Annotated in this window: 15 protein-coding genes and 2 tRNA genes; all 17 read left to right on the top strand. The window is 52.9% G+C overall.

What is annotated here, in order from left to right; genetic code table 11:
• Positions 1 to 333 precede the first annotated feature (333 nt).
• The 17 genes from sucA (at position 334) to ACLJNW_RS11120 (ending at position 17,465) form a co-directional block, all read left to right on the top strand.
• The gene (gene sucA, locus ACLJNW_RS11200; RefSeq protein WP_001181504.1) at positions 334 to 3,135 is read left to right on the top strand and encodes a 2-oxoglutarate dehydrogenase E1 component; all 2,802 of its coding nucleotides are present in this window, start codon (positions 334 to 336) and stop codon (positions 3,133 to 3,135) included.
• A gap of 14 nt (positions 3,136 to 3,149) precedes the next feature.
• Positions 3,150 to 4,358, top strand: coding sequence for a 2-oxoglutarate dehydrogenase complex dihydrolipoyllysine-residue succinyltransferase (odhB, locus tag ACLJNW_RS11195; RefSeq protein WP_000099858.1), 1,209 nt, complete (start codon positions 3,150 to 3,152; stop codon positions 4,356 to 4,358).
• 141 nt (positions 4,359 to 4,499) lie between these two features.
• On the top strand, positions 4,500 to 5,666 hold the full coding sequence (sucC, locus tag ACLJNW_RS11190; protein WP_001048590.1) for an ADP-forming succinate--CoA ligase subunit beta: 1,167 nt from the start codon (positions 4,500 to 4,502) through the stop codon (positions 5,664 to 5,666).
• Entirely contained in the window at positions 5,666 to 6,535 is an 870-nt protein-coding gene (gene sucD / locus ACLJNW_RS11185; RefSeq protein ID WP_000114631.1) for a succinate--CoA ligase subunit alpha, read from the top strand. Before sucC ends, sucD begins: the two co-directional genes overlap by 1 nt.
• Before the next feature lie 1,563 nt (positions 6,536 to 8,098).
• Positions 8,099 to 9,667, top strand: coding sequence for a cytochrome ubiquinol oxidase subunit I (cydA, locus tag ACLJNW_RS11180; protein ID WP_000884369.1), 1,569 nt, complete (start codon positions 8,099 to 8,101; stop codon positions 9,665 to 9,667).
• A gap of 15 nt (positions 9,668 to 9,682) precedes the next feature.
• Positions 9,683 to 10,822: a cytochrome d ubiquinol oxidase subunit II gene (gene cydB / locus ACLJNW_RS11175; RefSeq protein WP_000568258.1), complete on the top strand. Its 1,140-nt coding sequence runs from the start codon at positions 9,683 to 9,685 to the stop codon at positions 10,820 to 10,822.
• A 14-nt stretch (positions 10,823 to 10,836) separates the two neighbouring features.
• Complete coding sequence (cydX, locus tag ACLJNW_RS11170) at positions 10,837 to 10,950, top strand: cytochrome bd-I oxidase subunit CydX (protein ID WP_000270278.1); 114 nt, start codon at positions 10,837 to 10,839, stop codon at positions 10,948 to 10,950.
• Entirely contained in the window at positions 10,950 to 11,243 is a 294-nt protein-coding gene (gene ybgE, locus ACLJNW_RS11165; protein ID WP_000148790.1) for a cyd operon protein YbgE, read from the top strand. The genes cydX and ybgE overlap by 1 nt, the downstream gene beginning before the upstream one ends.
• 228 nt (positions 11,244 to 11,471) lie before the next feature.
• The gene (gene ybgC / locus ACLJNW_RS11160) at positions 11,472 to 11,876 is read left to right on the top strand and encodes a tol-pal system-associated acyl-CoA thioesterase (RefSeq protein ID WP_001046240.1); all 405 of its coding nucleotides are present in this window, start codon (positions 11,472 to 11,474) and stop codon (positions 11,874 to 11,876) included.
• Complete coding sequence (gene tolQ, locus ACLJNW_RS11155) at positions 11,873 to 12,565, top strand: Tol-Pal system protein TolQ (RefSeq protein ID WP_000131318.1); 693 nt, start codon at positions 11,873 to 11,875, stop codon at positions 12,563 to 12,565. The genes ybgC and tolQ overlap by 4 nt, the downstream gene beginning before the upstream one ends.
• Positions 12,566 to 12,568: 3 nt before the next feature.
• A complete protein-coding gene (gene tolR / locus ACLJNW_RS11150; protein ID WP_000124676.1) occupies positions 12,569 to 12,997 on the top strand; it encodes a colicin uptake protein TolR in 429 nt (142 codons plus the stop codon).
• A 64-nt stretch (positions 12,998 to 13,061) separates the two neighbouring features.
• Complete coding sequence (gene tolA, locus ACLJNW_RS11145) at positions 13,062 to 14,240, top strand: cell envelope integrity protein TolA (RefSeq protein ID WP_000030577.1); 1,179 nt, start codon at positions 13,062 to 13,064, stop codon at positions 14,238 to 14,240.
• A 123-nt stretch (positions 14,241 to 14,363) separates the two neighbouring features.
• Entirely contained in the window at positions 14,364 to 15,656 is a 1,293-nt protein-coding gene (tolB, locus tag ACLJNW_RS11140; RefSeq protein WP_001562341.1) for a Tol-Pal system beta propeller repeat protein TolB, read from the top strand.
• 34 nt (positions 15,657 to 15,690) lie between these two features.
• Positions 15,691 to 16,215 carry a peptidoglycan-associated lipoprotein Pal gene (gene pal / locus ACLJNW_RS11135; protein WP_001176621.1) on the top strand — a complete coding sequence of 175 codons (525 nt, stop codon included), beginning with the start codon at positions 15,691 to 15,693 and terminating at the stop codon, positions 16,213 to 16,215.
• Between the two features lie 9 nt (positions 16,216 to 16,224).
• Complete coding sequence (gene cpoB / locus ACLJNW_RS11130; protein WP_000097552.1) at positions 16,225 to 17,013, top strand: cell division protein CpoB; 789 nt, start codon at positions 16,225 to 16,227, stop codon at positions 17,011 to 17,013.
• 164 nt (positions 17,014 to 17,177) lie between these two features.
• Positions 17,178 to 17,253: transfer RNA gene (locus ACLJNW_RS11125), tRNA-Lys, on the top strand.
• A gap of 136 nt (positions 17,254 to 17,389) precedes the next feature.
• Positions 17,390 to 17,465: transfer RNA gene (locus tag ACLJNW_RS11120), tRNA-Val, on the top strand.
• Position 17,466 lies beyond the last annotated feature (1 nt).

Raw genomic sequence — 17,466 nt, 5'->3', positions numbered from 1 at the left:
ATAGTTAACTATGTGACCGGAGTGAGCGAAGGCCGCAACGCAGTCGTAGCCTGAACAGCGAAGATTATTAGACAGTTTTTAAAGGTTCCTTAGCGGACGCAGATGACACGACAGTCCGCAACAAGTGAACCCCGGCACGCATACAGCGTATGCGTGGTTAGTATCCACGGCGAAATACTCGTCATAGTTCACGTTGCATGTGCGTTGGCTGCACTTGCTCACCCCGGTCACTTACTGGATGTAAGCTCCCAGGGATTCGCAAGCTTGCCGCCTTCCTGAAACGTGACCTATTTAGAGTATTAAATAAGCAGAAAAGATGCTTAAGGGATCACGATGCAGAACAGCGCTTTGAAAGCCTGGTTGGACTCTTCTTACCTCTCTGGTTCGAATCAGAGCTGGATAGAACAGCTCTATGAAGACTTCTTAACCGATCCTGACTCGGTAGACGCTAACTGGCGTTTGACGTTCCAGCAGTTACCTGGTACCGGAGTCAAACCGGATCAACTCCATTCAAAAACACGTGAATATTTCCGGCGGCAGGCGTTGGCTGGCTCACGTCACTCTTCTACGATTTCCGACCCTGACACCAATGTGAAGCAGGTTAAAGTCCTGCAGCTTATCAACGCTTATCGTTTCCGTGGCCATCAGCATGCAAACCTCGATCCGCTGGGACTGTGGAAGCAAGAACGCGTGGCGGATCTGGACCCTTCTTTCCATGATTTGACCGAGGCCGATTTCCAGGAAACCTTCAATGTCGGCTCCTTTGCCAGCGGCAAAGAGACGATGAAGCTGGGCGAGCTGCTCGACGCGCTCAAACAGACCTACTGCGGCCCGATTGGCGCTGAGTATATGCACATCACCAGCACCGAAGAGAAACGCTGGATCCAACAGCGCATCGAATCCGGTCGTGCGGCTTTTAGCGCTGACGAGAAAAAACGTTTCCTGAACGAACTGACCGCCGCTGAAGGGCTGGAACGTTATCTGGGCGCCAAATTCCCGGGTGCGAAACGTTTCTCGCTTGAGGGGGGAGATGCGCTGATACCCATGCTGAAAGAGATGGTTCGCCATGCGGGTAACAGCGGCACTCGCGAAGTGGTGCTGGGGATGGCGCACCGCGGTCGCCTGAACGTGCTGATCAACGTACTGGGTAAAAAACCGCAGGATCTGTTCGACGAATTTGCCGGTAAGCATAAAGAACATCTGGGTACCGGCGACGTGAAGTATCACATGGGCTTCTCGTCAGATATCGAAACCGAAGGCGGTCTGGTTCACCTGGCGCTGGCGTTTAACCCATCGCATTTGGAAATTGTGAGCCCGGTGGTGATGGGCTCCGTGCGCGCCCGTCTGGACAGACTGGACGAACCGAGCAGCAACAAAGTGTTGCCGATCACTATTCACGGCGACGCCGCGGTGACCGGCCAGGGCGTGGTTCAGGAAACTCTGAACATGTCGAAAGCGCGCGGTTACGAAGTGGGCGGTACGGTACGTATCGTTATCAACAACCAGGTGGGCTTCACCACCTCTAACCCACTGGATGCGCGTTCAACGCCTTACTGCACCGATATCGGTAAAATGGTCCAGGCGCCGATTTTCCACGTCAATGCGGACGATCCGGAAGCCGTCGCTTTTGTGACCCGTCTGGCGCTGGACTTCCGTAACACCTTTAAACGCGATGTGTTCATCGATCTGGTGTGCTACCGCCGTCACGGCCACAACGAAGCCGACGAGCCAAGCGCAACCCAGCCGCTGATGTACCAGAAAATCAAAAAGCATCCGACGCCGCGTAAAATCTACGCCGACAAACTGGAAGCTGATAAGGTCGCAACGCTGGAAGATGCCACCGAAATGGTCAACCTCTATCGCGATGCGCTGGATGCAGGCGAATGCGTGGTGAAAGAGTGGCGTCCGATGAATATGCACTCGTTCACCTGGTCGCCGTATCTAAACCACGAATGGGACGAAAGCTACCCGAACAAAGTTGAGATGAAGCGTCTGCAGGAGCTGGCAAAACGTATCAGCACCGTGCCGGAAGCCATTGAAATGCAGTCTCGCGTGGCGAAAATTTATGGCGACCGTCAGGCAATGGCGGCAGGCGAGAAATTGTTTGACTGGGGCGGTGCGGAAAATCTGGCTTACGCCACGCTGGTCGATGAAGGCATTCCGGTGCGCCTGTCCGGGGAAGACTCCGGTCGCGGCACCTTCTTCCATCGTCATGCGGTGATCCACAACCAGACGAACGGCTCAACGTATACGCCGTTGCAGCATATTCACAGCGGTCAGGGACAGTTTAAAGTCTGGGACTCCGTGCTGTCTGAAGAAGCGGTACTGGCTTTTGAATACGGTTATGCCACGGCGGAACCACGTACCCTGACTATCTGGGAAGCGCAGTTTGGCGATTTTGCCAACGGCGCGCAGGTAGTGATTGACCAGTTCATCTCCTCCGGCGAGCAGAAATGGGGCCGGATGTGCGGTCTGGTGATGCTGTTGCCGCACGGCTATGAAGGGCAGGGGCCGGAGCACTCTTCCGCGCGTCTGGAACGTTATCTGCAACTTTGCGCCGAGCAGAATATGCAGGTTTGCGTGCCGTCCACCCCGGCGCAGGTCTACCATATGCTGCGCCGTCAGGCGCTGCGCGGGATGCGTCGTCCGCTGGTGGTGATGTCGCCGAAATCGCTGCTGCGTCACCCGCTGGCGGTTTCCACGCTTGATGAACTGGCGAACGGTTCCTTCCAGCCGGCCATTGGCGAAATTGACGAGCTGGACCCTAAAGCCGTAAAACGCGTGGTAATGTGTTCTGGTAAGGTTTATTACGACCTGCTGGAACAACGTCGCAAAAACGACCAGAAAGATGTCGCTATCGTGCGCATCGAACAGCTCTATCCGTTCCCGCATAAAGCGGTGCAGGAAGCGCTGCAACCATACGCTCACGTCCATGATTTTGTCTGGTGCCAGGAAGAGCCGCTCAACCAGGGCGCATGGTACTGCAGCCAGCATCATTTCCGTGAAGTGATTCCGTTTGGGGCCGCTCTGCGTTATGCAGGTCGCCCGGCCTCCGCCTCTCCGGCGGTAGGGTATATGTCCGTTCACCAGAAACAGCAACAAGATCTGGTTAATGACGCGCTGAACGTCGATTAAATAAAGGATAAATAATGAGTAGCGTAGATATTCTTGTTCCCGACCTGCCTGAGTCCGTAGCGGACGCGACCGTCGCCACCTGGCATAAAAAACCGGGCGATGCGGTTGTTCGTGACGAAGTGCTGGTAGAAATCGAAACTGACAAAGTGGTACTGGAAGTACCGGCATCAGCGGACGGCATTCTGGATGCGGTTCTGGAAGAGGAGGGGACGACTGTCACCTCTCGCCAGATCCTGGGTCGCCTGCGTGAAGGCAACAGCGCGGGTAAAGAGACCAGCGCGAAATCTGAAGAGAAAGCGTCTACGCCGGCACAGCGCCAGCAGGCGTCGCTGGAAGAACAAAACAACGATGCGCTCAGCCCGGCGATCCGTCGCCTGCTGGCTGAACACAATCTGGAAGCCAGCGCCATTAAAGGCACTGGTGTGGGTGGGCGTCTGACCCGTGAAGATGTGGAAAAACATCTGGCGAAAGGCGAGTCTAAAGCACCCGCTGTTGAACCTGCAGCGCAACCCGCTCTGGGCGCGCGCGGCGAAAAACGCGTGCCAATGACCCGCCTGCGTAAGCGCGTGGCCGAGCGTCTGCTGGAAGCGAAAAATTCCACCGCCATGCTGACGACCTTCAATGAAGTCAACATGAAGCCGATTATGGATTTGCGTAAGCAGTATGGCGAAGTGTTTGAAAAACGTCATGGTATCCGCCTGGGCTTTATGTCCTTCTACGTGAAAGCGGTAGTGGAAGCGCTGAAGCGTTATCCGGAAGTGAACGCCTCTATCGACGGCGATGACGTGGTGTATCACAACTACTTTGATGTGAGCATGGCGGTGTCTACGCCGCGCGGCCTGGTCACGCCGGTATTACGTGACGTGGATACGCTGGGCATGGCTGACATCGAGAAAAAAATTAAAGAACTGGCTGTCAAAGGCCGCGACGGCAAGCTGACCGTAGAAGACCTGACCGGCGGTAACTTTACCATTACCAACGGCGGCGTATTCGGTTCGCTGATGTCTACCCCGATCATCAACCCGCCGCAGAGCGCGATTCTGGGAATGCATGCTATTAAAGACAGGCCGATGGCGGTGGATGGCAAGGTGGAAATCCTGCCGATGATGTACCTGGCGCTCTCTTACGATCATCGCCTGATCGATGGTCGTGAATCCGTGGGCTTCCTGGTCACCATCAAAGAGTTGCTGGAAGATCCGACCCGTCTGCTGTTGGACGTGTAGTCAGCAAGAGCATCACCTGCTACCTGTAGGCCGGATAAGGCGTTCACGCCGCCATCCGGCGATGGTGTAATGCCTGATGGCGCGTAGCTTTCAGGCCTACAGGTCTAAAGATAACGATTACCTGAAGGATGGACAGAACACATGAACTTACATGAATATCAGGCAAAACAACTTTTTGCCCGCTATGGCTTACCGGCGCCGGTGGGTTATGCCTGTACTACTCCGCGTGAAGCCGAAGAAGCCGCGTCTAAAATCGGTGCCGGCCCGTGGGTAGTGAAATGTCAGGTTCACGCTGGCGGCCGCGGCAAAGCGGGCGGTGTGAAGGTAGTAAAAAGCAAGGAAGAGATTCGCGCCTTTGCGGAAAACTGGCTGGGCAAACGTCTGGTGACCTATCAAACAGACGCTAATGGCCAACCGGTAAACCAGATTCTGGTTGAAGCGGCGACCGACATCGGCAAAGAACTGTACCTCGGCGCGGTAGTTGACCGTAGTTCTCGTCGCGTGGTCTTTATGGCGTCTACCGAAGGCGGCGTAGAGATCGAAAAAGTTGCGGAGGAAACCCCGCATCTGATCCATAAAGTCGCGCTCGATCCGCTGACCGGCCCGATGCCGTATCAGGGACGGGAACTGGCGTTCAAATTGGGTCTGGAAGGTAAACTGGTGCAGCAGTTCACCAAAATCTTTATGGGCCTGGCAACCATTTTCCTTGAGCGCGACCTGGCGCTAATCGAAATTAATCCGCTGGTGATCACTAAGCAGGGCGATCTGATTTGCCTCGACGGCAAGCTGGGCGCTGACGGCAACGCGCTGTTCCGCCAGCCGGATCTGCGCGAAATGCGCGACCAGTCTCAGGAAGACCCGCGTGAAGCGCAGGCGGCACAGTGGGAACTGAACTACGTCGCGCTGGACGGCAACATCGGTTGCATGGTGAACGGCGCGGGCCTGGCGATGGGCACCATGGACATCGTTAAGCTGCATGGCGGCGAACCGGCTAACTTCCTTGACGTAGGCGGCGGCGCAACCAAAGAGCGCGTCACCGAAGCGTTTAAAATTATCCTCTCGGATGACAACGTGAAAGCGGTTCTGGTTAACATCTTCGGCGGTATCGTCCGTTGTGACCTGATTGCCGACGGTATCATCGGCGCGGTGGAAGAAGTGGGCGTGAACGTTCCGGTGGTGGTGCGCCTGGAAGGCAACAACGCCGAACTCGGCGCGAAGAAACTGGCTGACAGTGGCCTGAATATTATTGCAGCGAAAAGTCTGACGGATGCAGCTCAGCAGGTTGTTGCCGCAGTGGAGGGGAAATAATGTCCGTTTTAATTAATAAAGATACCAAGGTTATCTGCCAGGGCTTCACCGGTAGCCAGGGGACTTTCCACTCCGAACAGGCGATTGCTTACGGTACGCAAATGGTCGGCGGCGTAACGCCGGGCAAAGGCGGCACCACGCATCTGGGTCTGCCGGTGTTCAACACCGTGCGCGAAGCGGTAGAAGCCACCGGTGCGACCGCATCCGTTATCTACGTCCCGGCGCCGTTCTGTAAAGACTCCATTCTGGAAGCGATTGACGCAGGCATCAAACTGATTATCACCATCACCGAAGGTATTCCGACGCTGGATATGCTGACCGTGAAAGTGAAGCTGGACGAAGCAGGCGTGCGCATGATCGGCCCGAACTGCCCAGGTGTGATCACCCCGGGCGAATGCAAAATCGGCATCATGCCGGGTCACATTCATAAGCCGGGTAAAGTGGGTATCGTTTCCCGTTCCGGCACGCTGACCTATGAAGCGGTTAAGCAGACCACCGACTACGGTTTCGGCCAGTCCACCTGCGTGGGTATCGGCGGTGACCCGATTCCGGGCTCTAACTTCATCGACATCCTGAAATTGTTCCAGGAAGATCCGCAGACTGAAGCGATCGTGATGATCGGCGAGATCGGCGGTAGCGCAGAAGAAGAAGCGGCGGCTTATATTAAAGACCACGTGACCAAGCCAGTTGTTGGCTATATCGCGGGTGTTACCGCGCCGAAAGGCAAGCGTATGGGCCACGCTGGCGCCATCATTGCCGGTGGTAAAGGCACTGCGGATGAAAAATTCGCCGCGCTGGAAGCCGCGGGCGTGAAAACCGTTCGCAGCCTGGCCGATATCGGCGAAGCGCTGAAAGCAATTATAAAATAAAACTCGCTGTTCCTGCGGGAACAGATAAATGTCCGTTTTCGACATGGTTGGCCACCTTTACGGTGGCCTTTTTTATGGCTTTATTGTTTGTGGCAAAGTACGGGTGAAGCATCCGGGATATAAAATTATTGGCTTTGTAAATATTGAACTATAGGAAAATGATGCCTCATTAAAAAAACATGGTGGAGTCTAAAAATAATTGATAATAACCGTCTGGCAGCGGCAGTAAATTTACTCAGATTGCTGGTTAACTCTTTTTCAGCAAATACAGATGCTGTCTTAGTGAAAGACCTGCCGACCTCACTGGAGACGGATTATGCGCTTTCCGCCATGAAAAAAACGCATCGCAGCATTACACTATGTTGACGCTAACCTCTATAGTAAATTGACGCTTGACTCTGTGGCCGCGCATGTTTGCCTGAGCGCGAACTACATGTCTCCTCAGATGTATCGCGCTTACACAGACTGCTTGTTTAATGGCAGAATAAAACAGCTATTTTAATCATAAGAGTACCGACATTATTTCCATGAAGTATTAAAGATATCGTTTAATAAATCATATGAACTTTTGCTGGTTAAAAGAGGTTAACTTTAAAAATTATTAAGAACTTATTGGCACTATTCGTTCGTGATTAATCATGTTTAAAGGGTATTTATGGCTGCGAATAAACAGAATTATCACTATGAGTGACGTAGATATTGAGGGTAAATCTGTGAAGGTGATAACAGAATCTTCACTATAATAATTATAGAGAGGCAAATACGGTGTTAGCGAATAAAATGTTTGTTTCTGGCTATCTGGAAAGCTTATTAGCGATAATTAAGGCGATAACCTGGCAAGATGATCCTGGCCGTTAGTCGTCGGGAAAGGGAAGTTGGGGCAGGGTAATCCCGGTGGGATGATGGCGCGTGTGCAATGAGATAGTTTCTTTGCGGTGTTAATTATAAGTAAAATAAAAATAGACTAAATGTATAAAATAATAAGTGTTGATAACCTACAGAAAAAATCTGTGAGCTATTTAGCAATAATTGAACATCAATGTGGAATGTTTTTTACGGGATGCGGGGCAGTAAAAAACGCACAAAATGTTTAGCCTTACCGAATAAGCCTCTTTTTACAGGGAGTTTGAAATTACTCTTTGCAAAAACAAAAAGTTAACAAAAAATTCACCATGCATTCAATGAATAAACATTATTAACATTAACTTCAAAAATTGATTTTAATCAATATTTAAATGTTGGAAAAGAGCATCAAAACTGGTTAAATTGTCCGTGATCAAATTCCCTGAAAAGCGATAGATTAGCCATAAATTGATCGCTGTCGAAAAAAGCAAATCTGACCCACTAAAAACCTGTTTATTGTAAGGGTTTTACGGCGTAATATATTTGCGGGATCAATTTGGGTTTTTTATTAACATGTTTGTAACTTTTCATCATTACTGTTTCCTTCCCGAGGGGATAGTACGATGGAAGGCCGCAAATAAATTTGTATTGGGGCATGCGTGTGACCCTTTCTAACGGGGTTCACTCTCGGAGTCTTCATGCGATGAGCAAGGAGTCATGATGTTAGATATAGTCGAACTGTCGCGCTTACAGTTTGCCTTGACCGCGATGTACCACTTCCTGTTTGTGCCGCTAACGCTCGGTATGGCGTTCCTGCTGGCCATTATGGAAACGGTATACGTCCTTTCCGGCAAACAGATTTATAAAGATATGACCAAGTTCTGGGGCAAGTTGTTTGGTATCAACTTTGCTCTGGGTGTGGCTACCGGTTTGACCATGGAGTTCCAGTTCGGGACAAACTGGTCGTACTACTCCCACTATGTTGGGGACATCTTCGGTGCGCCGCTGGCCATCGAAGGTTTGATGGCCTTCTTCCTCGAATCCACCTTTGTAGGTCTGTTCTTCTTCGGCTGGGATCGTCTGAGTAAAGTTCAGCATATGTGCGTCACCTGGCTGGTGGCTCTGGGGTCCAACCTCTCCGCGTTGTGGATTCTGGTAGCGAACGGCTGGATGCAAAACCCAATCGCTGCGGATTTCAATTTCGAAACCATGCGTATGGAAATGGTGAGCTTCTCTGAACTGGTACTGAACCCGGTAGCACAGGTGAAATTTGTTCACACTGTGGCGTCCGGCTATGTCACCGGCGCGATGTTCATCCTCGGTATCAGCGCTTACTACATGCTGAAAGGTCGTGACTTCGCCTTTGCTAAACGCTCCTTTGCTATTGCTGCCAGCTTCGGTATGGCTGCCGTACTGTCCGTTATCGTACTCGGTGACGAATCCGGTTACGAAATGGGCGACGTGCAGAAAACCAAGCTCGCTGCGATTGAAGCAGAATGGGAAACGCAACCTGCTCCGGCCTCCTTTACCCTGTTCGGCATTCCTGACCAGGACAAACAGGAAAACCATCTGGCGATTCAGATCCCTTATGCGCTCGGCATTATCGCTACGCGTTCCGTGGACACGCCGGTTATTGGTCTGAAAGATCTCATGGTTCAGCATGAAGAGCGTATCCGTAACGGGATGAAAGCCTATGAACTGCTGGAACAACTGCGCGCCGGTTCTACCGACCAGGCCGTTCGCGACCAGTTCAACAGCATGAAGAAAGATCTCGGTTACGGCCTGCTGCTGAAACGCTATACGCCTAATGTGACTGACGCGACCGAAGCGCAGATCCAGCAAGCGACGAAAGATTCCATTCCTCGCGTTGCGCCGCTGTACTTCGCTTTCCGTATCATGGTGGCGTGCGGCTTCCTGCTGCTGGCGATTATCGCACTTTCCTTCTGGAGCGTGATTCGTAACCGCATCGGTGAGAAAAAATGGCTGTTGCGTGCGGCGCTGTACGGTATTCCACTGCCGTGGATTGCGGTTGAAGCAGGTTGGTTCGTCGCCGAGTATGGTCGTCAGCCGTGGGCGATCGGCGAAGTGTTGCCGACAGCCGTGGCGAACTCATCGCTGACCGTGGGCGATCTGCTGTTCTCCATGTTCCTGATTTGCGGCCTGTATACCCTGTTCCTGGTGGCAGAATTGTTCCTGATGTTCAAATTTGCACGCCTTGGCCCAAGCAGCCTGAAAACCGGTCGCTATCACTTTGAGCAGTCCACCGTGACTTCTCAGCCGGCACGCTAAGACAGGAGTCGTCAAATGATCGATTATGAAGTACTACGTTTTATCTGGTGGCTGCTGGTTGGCATTTTGCTAATTGGTTTCGCTGTCACTGATGGGTTCGACATGGGGGTGGGGATGCTCACCCGTTTCCTCGGTCGTAACGACACCGAACGTCGAATTATGATTAACTCTATCGCCCCGCACTGGGACGGTAACCAGGTGTGGTTGATCACCGCGGGCGGCGCGTTGTTTGCTGCCTGGCCGATGGTTTACGCCGCGGCGTTCTCCGGTTTCTATGTGGCGATGATCCTGGTGCTGGCGTCTTTGTTCTTCCGTCCGGTCGGTTTTGATTACCGTTCCAAGATTGAAGACCCGCGCTGGCGCAACATGTGGGACTGGGGCGTGTTCATCGGTAGCTTTGTGCCGCCGCTGGTGATTGGCGTGGCCTTTGGCAACCTGTTGCAGGGCGTACCGTTCCATGTGGATGAGTATCTGCGTCTGTACTATACCGGTAACTTCTTCCAGTTGCTGAACCCGTTTGGTCTGCTGGCGGGTATCGTAAGCGTAGGGATGATCATCACGCAGGGGGCGACTTACCTGCAAATGCGCACCGTTGGCGAACTGCACCTGCGCGCGCGCGCCACCTCGCAGATTGCGGCGCTGGTGACATTAGTGTGCTTTGCGCTGGCGGGCGTTTGGGTAATGTATGGTATTGATGGTTATGTCGTGACATCCGCGATTGACCATCATGCCGCCTCTAACCCGCTGACTAAAGAAGTGGCGCGTGAAGCTGGCGCCTGGCTGGTGAACTTTAATAATGCTCCGATCCTGTGGTTGGTTCCGGCTCTGGGCGTGGTTCTGCCGCTGCTGACTATCCTGACTTCCCGTATGGAGAAAGGCGCGTGGGCATTCCTGTTCTCTTCGCTGACCTTGGCCTGCATTATTCTGACGGCGGGTATCGCTATGTTCCCATTTGTGATGCCGTCCAGCACGATGATGAATGCCAGCCTGACCATGTGGGATGCGACATCCAGCCAGATGACGCTGAACCTGATGACCTGGGTTGCGGCGGTGTTCGTACCGATCATTCTGATCTACACCAGCTGGTGTTACTGGAAAATGTTCGGTCGTATCACTAAAGAACATATTGAAAGCAACACCCACTCTCTGTACTAAGTAAGGAGCTTAAAATGTGGTATTTCGCATGGATTCTGGGAACGCTTCTTGCCTGTGCATTCGGGATCATTACCGCCCTGGCGCTTGAGCACGTTGAAGCGGGTAAAACCGGTCAAGAAGAAAGCTAATGACCCATATTATCGCAAAACTGTATGCGGTAATGGACAAGCGCCCGTTAAGGGCGCTTTCCTTCGTGATGGCGATAGTGCTGGCAGGATGTATGTTCTGGGACCCGTCACGGTTTGCCGCCAGGACCAGCACGCTTGAAATCTGGCACGGATTATTGCTGATGTGGGCGGTTTGCGCAGGCATAATCCACGGCGTGGGTTTTCGCCCTGAATCCGTACACTGGCAAGGGATTTTTTGTCCGCTCCTTGCGGATATCGTCCTTATCGTCGGCCTGATTTTCTTCTTCTTGTGAATAAGAAACCTCCTTAAAAATATAGGGGCTTGCATAAGCCCATATATTTTTACTCTCCCTTAACTTCCCCCCATTCCCAAGCCTCATTCCCACGCGTATAGTAGCAACGTTTAAAAGCTCTACTTTTGTTGCATTACCGGGATGTAAAGTGAATACAAGGCGATATACAACGGCATTCTTGAGGCATTACGGCGGCAAGCGGATGACGCCAACAAAGAGGCTGCAGGGATGAATAAGTATATGTTTCGATGGCCAATTCGAGTTTATTACGAAGACACGGACGCCGGCGGTGTGGTTTATCACGCCAGCTATGTCGCTTTTTATGAAAGAGCGCGCACGGAGATGCTGCGTCACCATCACTTCAGCCAACAGGTGCTGCTGGCGGAGCGGGTCGCCTTTGTGGTGCGCAAGATGACGCTGGAATACTATGCGCCTGCGCGGCTCGACGATATGCTTGAAGTTCAAACAGAAATTACGTCAATGCGTGGCACCGCTTTGGTTTTCACGCAACGCATTGTCAACGCAGAGAACACGCTGCTAAATGAAGCAGAGGTTCTGATTGTTTGCGTTGATCCACTCAAAATGAAGCCTCGTGCGCTTCCTAAGTCTATTGTCGCGGAGTTTAAGCAGTGACTGACATGAATATCCTTGATTTGTTCCTGAAGGCAAGCCTTCTGGTTAAACTTATCATGTTGATTTTGATTGGTTTTTCAATAGCATCCTGGGCCATCATTATCCAGCGAACGCGTATCCTGAACGCCGCTGCGCGTGAGGCGGAAGCGTTTGAAGATAAATTCTGGTCCGGAATCGAACTATCGCGTCTGTACCAGGAAAGCCAGGGGAGACGCGATAGTCTGTCGGGCTCGGAACAAATCTTTTATAGCGGGTTCAAAGAGTTTGTCCGGCTCCATCGCGCCAACAGCCATGCGCCGGAGGCAGTGGTAGAGGGGGCGTCGCGTGCGATGCGCATCTCCATGAACCGAGAGCTGGAAACGCTGGAAACGCATATCCCGTTTCTTGGCACGGTAGGCTCTATCAGTCCTTATATCGGTCTGTTTGGCACCGTATGGGGGATTATGCATGCGTTTATCGCCCTGGGCGCGGTGAAACAGGCGACTCTGCAAATGGTTGCGCCGGGTATTGCCGAAGCATTGATTGCCACGGCGATTGGTCTGTTTGCCGCTATCCCTGCGGTTATGGCTTACAACCGACTGAATCAGCGCGTGAACAAGCTGGAACTGAATTACGACAACTTTATGGAAGAGTTCACCGCGATTCTGCACCGCCAGGCGTTTACCGTAAGCGAAAGCAACAAGGGGTAAGCCATGGCCAGAACGCGTGGACGAGGTCGTCGCGAACTTAAGTCCGAAATCAATATCGTACCGCTACTCGACGTACTGTTGGTGCTGCTGCTGATCTTTATGGCAACCGCGCCGATCATTACCCAGAGCGTGGAAGTCGACTTACCGGAGGCGAATCAGTCGCAGGCGGTCAGTAGTAACGACGATCCACCGGTCATTATTGAGGTTTCCGGAGTAGGGCAATACAGCGTAGTGGTTGATAAAGATCGAATGGATCAACTGCCGTCTGAACAGGTGATCGCAGAAGTAAAGCGTCATCTGCAGGCTAATCCGAAAACAGTCTTTTTAATCGGCGGCGCGAAAGAGGTGCCGTACGATGAAATAATTAAAGCGCTGAACTTGTTACACAGCGCGGGCGTAAAATCGGTTGGCTTAATGACGCAGCCAATCTGAAGTCTGCGTCCCGTTGGCTTGAAAGACGGCGAGTAACAGGCGAACAGTTTTTTGGGAACCGAGAGTGTCAAAGGCAACCGAACAAAACGACAAGCTCAAACGGGCGATAATTATTTCAGCCGTGCTGCATATCATCTTATTTGCAGTGCTGATCTGGAGTTCGTTTGATGAGCATATAGAGGCTTCTGCCGGCGGCGGCGGTGGTTCCGCTATCGACGCGGTGATGGTCGATCCTGGCGCCGTTGTGCAGCAGTACAACCGTCAGCAGGATCAACAGGCCAGCGCCAGACGCGCGGAAGAAGAGCGTAAAAAGCTGCAACAGCAGCAAGCAGAGGAGCTGCAGCAGAAGCAGGCTGCCGAACAGGAGCGGTTGAAACAACTTGAGAAAGAACGTTTAGCGGCTCAGGAGCAGCAAAAGCAGGCTGAAGAAGCGGCAAAACTGGCGCAACAGCAGCAGCAACAGGCCGAAGAAGCGGCGAAAGCGGCGGCGGACGCGAAGAAAAAAGCGGAGGCCGAAGCGGCGAAAGCGGCGGCGGACGCGAAGAAGAAAGCGGAGGCCGAGGCGGCGAAAGCGGCGGCGGACGCGAAGAAGAAAGCGGAAGCCGAGGCGGTAAAAGCGGCAGCGGACGCGAAGAAGAAAGCGGAAGCCGAAGCGGCGAAAGCGGCGGCGGAGGCGAAGAAGAAAGCGGAAGCCGAAGCGGCGAAAGCGGCGGCGGAGGCGAAGAAGAAAGCGGATGCCGAGGCGGCGAAAGCGGCGGCGGAGGCGAAGAAGAAAGCGGATGCCGCGGCGGCGAAAGCAGCGGCGGACGCTAAGAAGAAAGCGGCTGCCGAAAAAGCGGCTGCCGCAGAAGGCGTCGACGATCTGCTTGGCGATCTCAGCTCGGGTAAGAATGCGCCGAAAACCGGCGGCGGCGCGAAAGGGAATGGCCAGCCATCAAAAGATAGCGGTACATCGGGCGCTAACGGTGGGGCGACAGGCGCTGATATCAGCGCCTACGCGAAACAGATTCAGGTCGCCATTCAGAGCCGTCTGTATGATGCGAGCCTGTATCAGGGCAAACAATGTGTCTTGCATATTAGCCTGGCGCCGGATGGCTCATTAAAAAGCATTACGTCTGAGGGCGGCGATCCGGCGCTTTGTCAGGCGGCGTTAATGGCGGCAAAAACCGCGAAAATTCCTAAACCGCCAAGCCAGGCTGTTTATGAGAAAATAAAGGATGCCAAACTAGACTTTAAACTGTAGATACTTTTCTTTATGGAAGTTAGAGCAGTTGAGTTGTTACTGGTCCTGGTGGTTTTGTGTATTTGAGTTTGTTAACATTCTGCTAAATTATCGTGGGTCGCAGGCCCAGGTATGGGAGATATGATGAAGCAGGCATTACGAGTAGCATTTGGTTTTCTGATGCTGTGGGCGGCGGTGCTGCACGCAGAAGTCCGTATCGAGATCACCCAGGGGGTGGACTCGGCGCGACCGATTGGCGTTGTGCCTTTTAAATGGGCCGGACCGGGCGCTGCGCCTGAAGATATCGGTGGCATCGTGGCGGCAGATTTACGCAATAGCGGTAAATTTAATCCGTTAGACCGGTCCCGACTGCCGCAGCAGCCAGCCACCGCTCAGGAAGTTCAGCCTACCGCATGGTCTGCGCTGGGTATTGATGCCGTCGTCGTTGGACAGGTCACGCCGAATCCGGACGGTTCCTACAATGTTGCTTATCAGCTGGTTGACACTGGCGGCGCGCCGGGTACCGTACTGGCGCAAAACTCTTATAAAGTGAACAAGCAGTGGCTGCGTTATGCAGGCCATACCGCCAGTGACGAAGTCTTTGAAAAACTGACGGGCATTAAGGGCGCGTTCCGTACTCGTATCGCCTATGTGGTACAGACTAATGGCGGTCAGTTCCCGTATGAACTGCGTGTGTCGGATTACGATGGTTACAATCAGTTTGTGGTGCACCGTTCTCCGCAGCCGTTGATGTCTCCGGCGTGGTCTCCGGACGGCTCAAAACTGGCTTACGTGACATTTGAAAGTGGTCGCTCCGCGCTGGTTATCCAGACGCTGGCAAACGGCGCAGTGCGTCAGGTTGCGTCCTTCCCGCGTCACAACGGCGCGCCGGCCTTCTCGCCGGATGGGACGAAACTGGCGTTCGCGTTATCGAAAACCGGAAGTCTGAACCTGTACGTTATGGATCTCGCCTCCGGTCAGATTCGTCAGATAACGGACGGCCGTAGCAACAATACGGAGCCGACCTGGTTCCCGGACAGCCAGACTCTGGCCTTTACCTCTGACCAGGCTGGACGTCCGCAAGTGTATAAAATGAACATTAACGGCGGTGCGGCGCAGCGTATTACCTGGGAAGGTTCGCAAAACCAGGATGCGGATGTCAGCAGCGACGGTAAATTTATGGTAATGGTAAGCTCAAATAACGGGCAGCAGCACATTGCCAAACAAGATCTGGTGACGGGTGGCGTACAGGTTCTGTCGTCAACGTTCCTGGATGAAACGCCAAGTCTGGCACCTAACGGCACGATGGTAATCTACAGCTCTTCTCAGGGGATGGGATCTGTGCTGAATTTGGTTTCTACAGATGGGCGTTTCAAAGCGCGTCTTCCGGCAACTGATGGTCAGGTGAAATCGCCTGCCTGGTCGCCGTATCTGTGATAATAATTAATTGATTACTAAAGGAATTAAAGAAATGCAACTGAACAAAGTGCTGAAGGGCCTGATGATTGCCCTGCCTGTTATGGCAATCGCGGCATGTTCTTCCAACAAGAACGCCAGCAATGACGGTAGCGAAGGCGGTATGCTGAACGGCGCCGGCACTGGTATGGACGCTAACGGCAACGGCAACATGTCATCTGAAGAGCAAGCGCGTCTGCAGATGCAGCAGCTGCAGCAGAACAACATCGTTTACTTCGATCTCGACAAGTACGATATCCGTTCTGACTTCGCGGCAATGCTGGATGCGCACGCTAACTTCCTGCGTAGCAACCCGTCTTACAAAGTCACCGTAGAAGGTCACGCGGACGAACGCGGTACTCCGGAGTACAACATCTCCCTGGGTGAGCGTCGTGCTAACGCCGTTAAAATGTACCTGCAGGGTAAAGGCGTTTCCGCTGACCAGATCTCCATCGTTTCTTACGGTAAAGAAAAACCTGCCGTACTGGGCCACGACGAAGCGGCTTACGCTAAGAACCGTCGCGCTGTACTGGTTTACTAAGAGAATTGCATGAGCAGTAACTTCAGACATCACCTGTTGAGTCTGTCGTTACTGGTTGGCATAGCGGCCCCCTGGGCCGCTTTTGCTCAGGCGCCAATCAGTAGTGTCGGCTCAGGCTCGGTCGAAGACCGCGTCACTCAACTTGAGCGTATCTCTAACGCTCACAGCCAGCTTTTAACCCAACTTCAGCAGCAGCTCTCCGATAATCAGTCCGATATCGATTCTTTGCGCGGCCAAATCCAGGAAAATCAGTATCAACTGAATCAGGTGATGGAGCGCCAGAAGCAAATTATGCTGCAGCTGGGGAGCTTAAATAATGGCGGCGCAGCGCAGCCAGCAGCTGGTGACCAGAGCGGGGCGGCAACCACTGCGACCCCCGCCCCGGATGCCGGTACGGCAACCTCAGGGGCGCCGGTACAAAGTGGCGATGCGAATACCGATTACAATGCGGCAATTGCGCTGGTGCAGGATAAGTCTCGCCAGGATGATGCGATTGTGGCGTTTCAGAACTTCATCAAGAAATACCCTGATTCTACTTATCAGCCGAACGCCAATTATTGGCTGGGCCAGTTGAATTACAACAAGGGTAAAAAAGATGACGCCGCCTATTATTTCGCCTCGGTAGTAAAAAACTATCCTAAGTCGCCGAAGGCTGCGGACGCGATGTACAAAGTTGGCGTTATCATGCAGGACAAAGGTGATACGGCAAAAGCGAAAGCAGTTTATCAGCAGGTGATTAACAAATATCCTGGCACTGATGGCGCGAAACAGGCGCAGAAGCGTCTTAACGCGATGTAATGCGTACCATGCGACCAGAAAACGCCTTTTTTCTGGTCGCGTCGTGCGATTCCTAAGCAGTTGAGCCCTCTGCGTCGAAATTTTTGTTGCGCTCAAATCTGAAATCAGTAATATATGCCGCCGTTGCCACGGGATATTAAACAACTCGAAAGCGACGCAAAAGTGGGTCGTTAGCTCAGTTGGTAGAGCAGTTGACTTTTAATCAATTGGTCGCAGGTTCGAATCCTGCACGACCCACCAATCGTTCGGTGGAAACGAGAATAAAACGTGAAGGATAACGTTGCGTCAGCAACGACCCGTAGGGCGAGGCAAAGCCGAGTCATCCTGCACGACCCACCACTAACTTCGGTTAGTCAGTAATATCCAGCGTAGTATCGGGTGATTAGCTCAGCTGGGAGAGCACCTCCCTTACAAGGAGGGGGTCGGCGGTTCGATCCCGTCATCACCCACCAC

The organism is Salmonella sp. SAL4457 (assembly GCF_046548235.1).
In the GTDB taxonomy this organism is placed as follows: domain Bacteria; phylum Pseudomonadota; class Gammaproteobacteria; order Enterobacterales; family Enterobacteriaceae; genus Salmonella; species Salmonella enterica.
The sequence above is the reverse complement of the archived record's forward strand: the minus strand, read 5'-3'. Positions and strand labels throughout refer to the sequence as shown.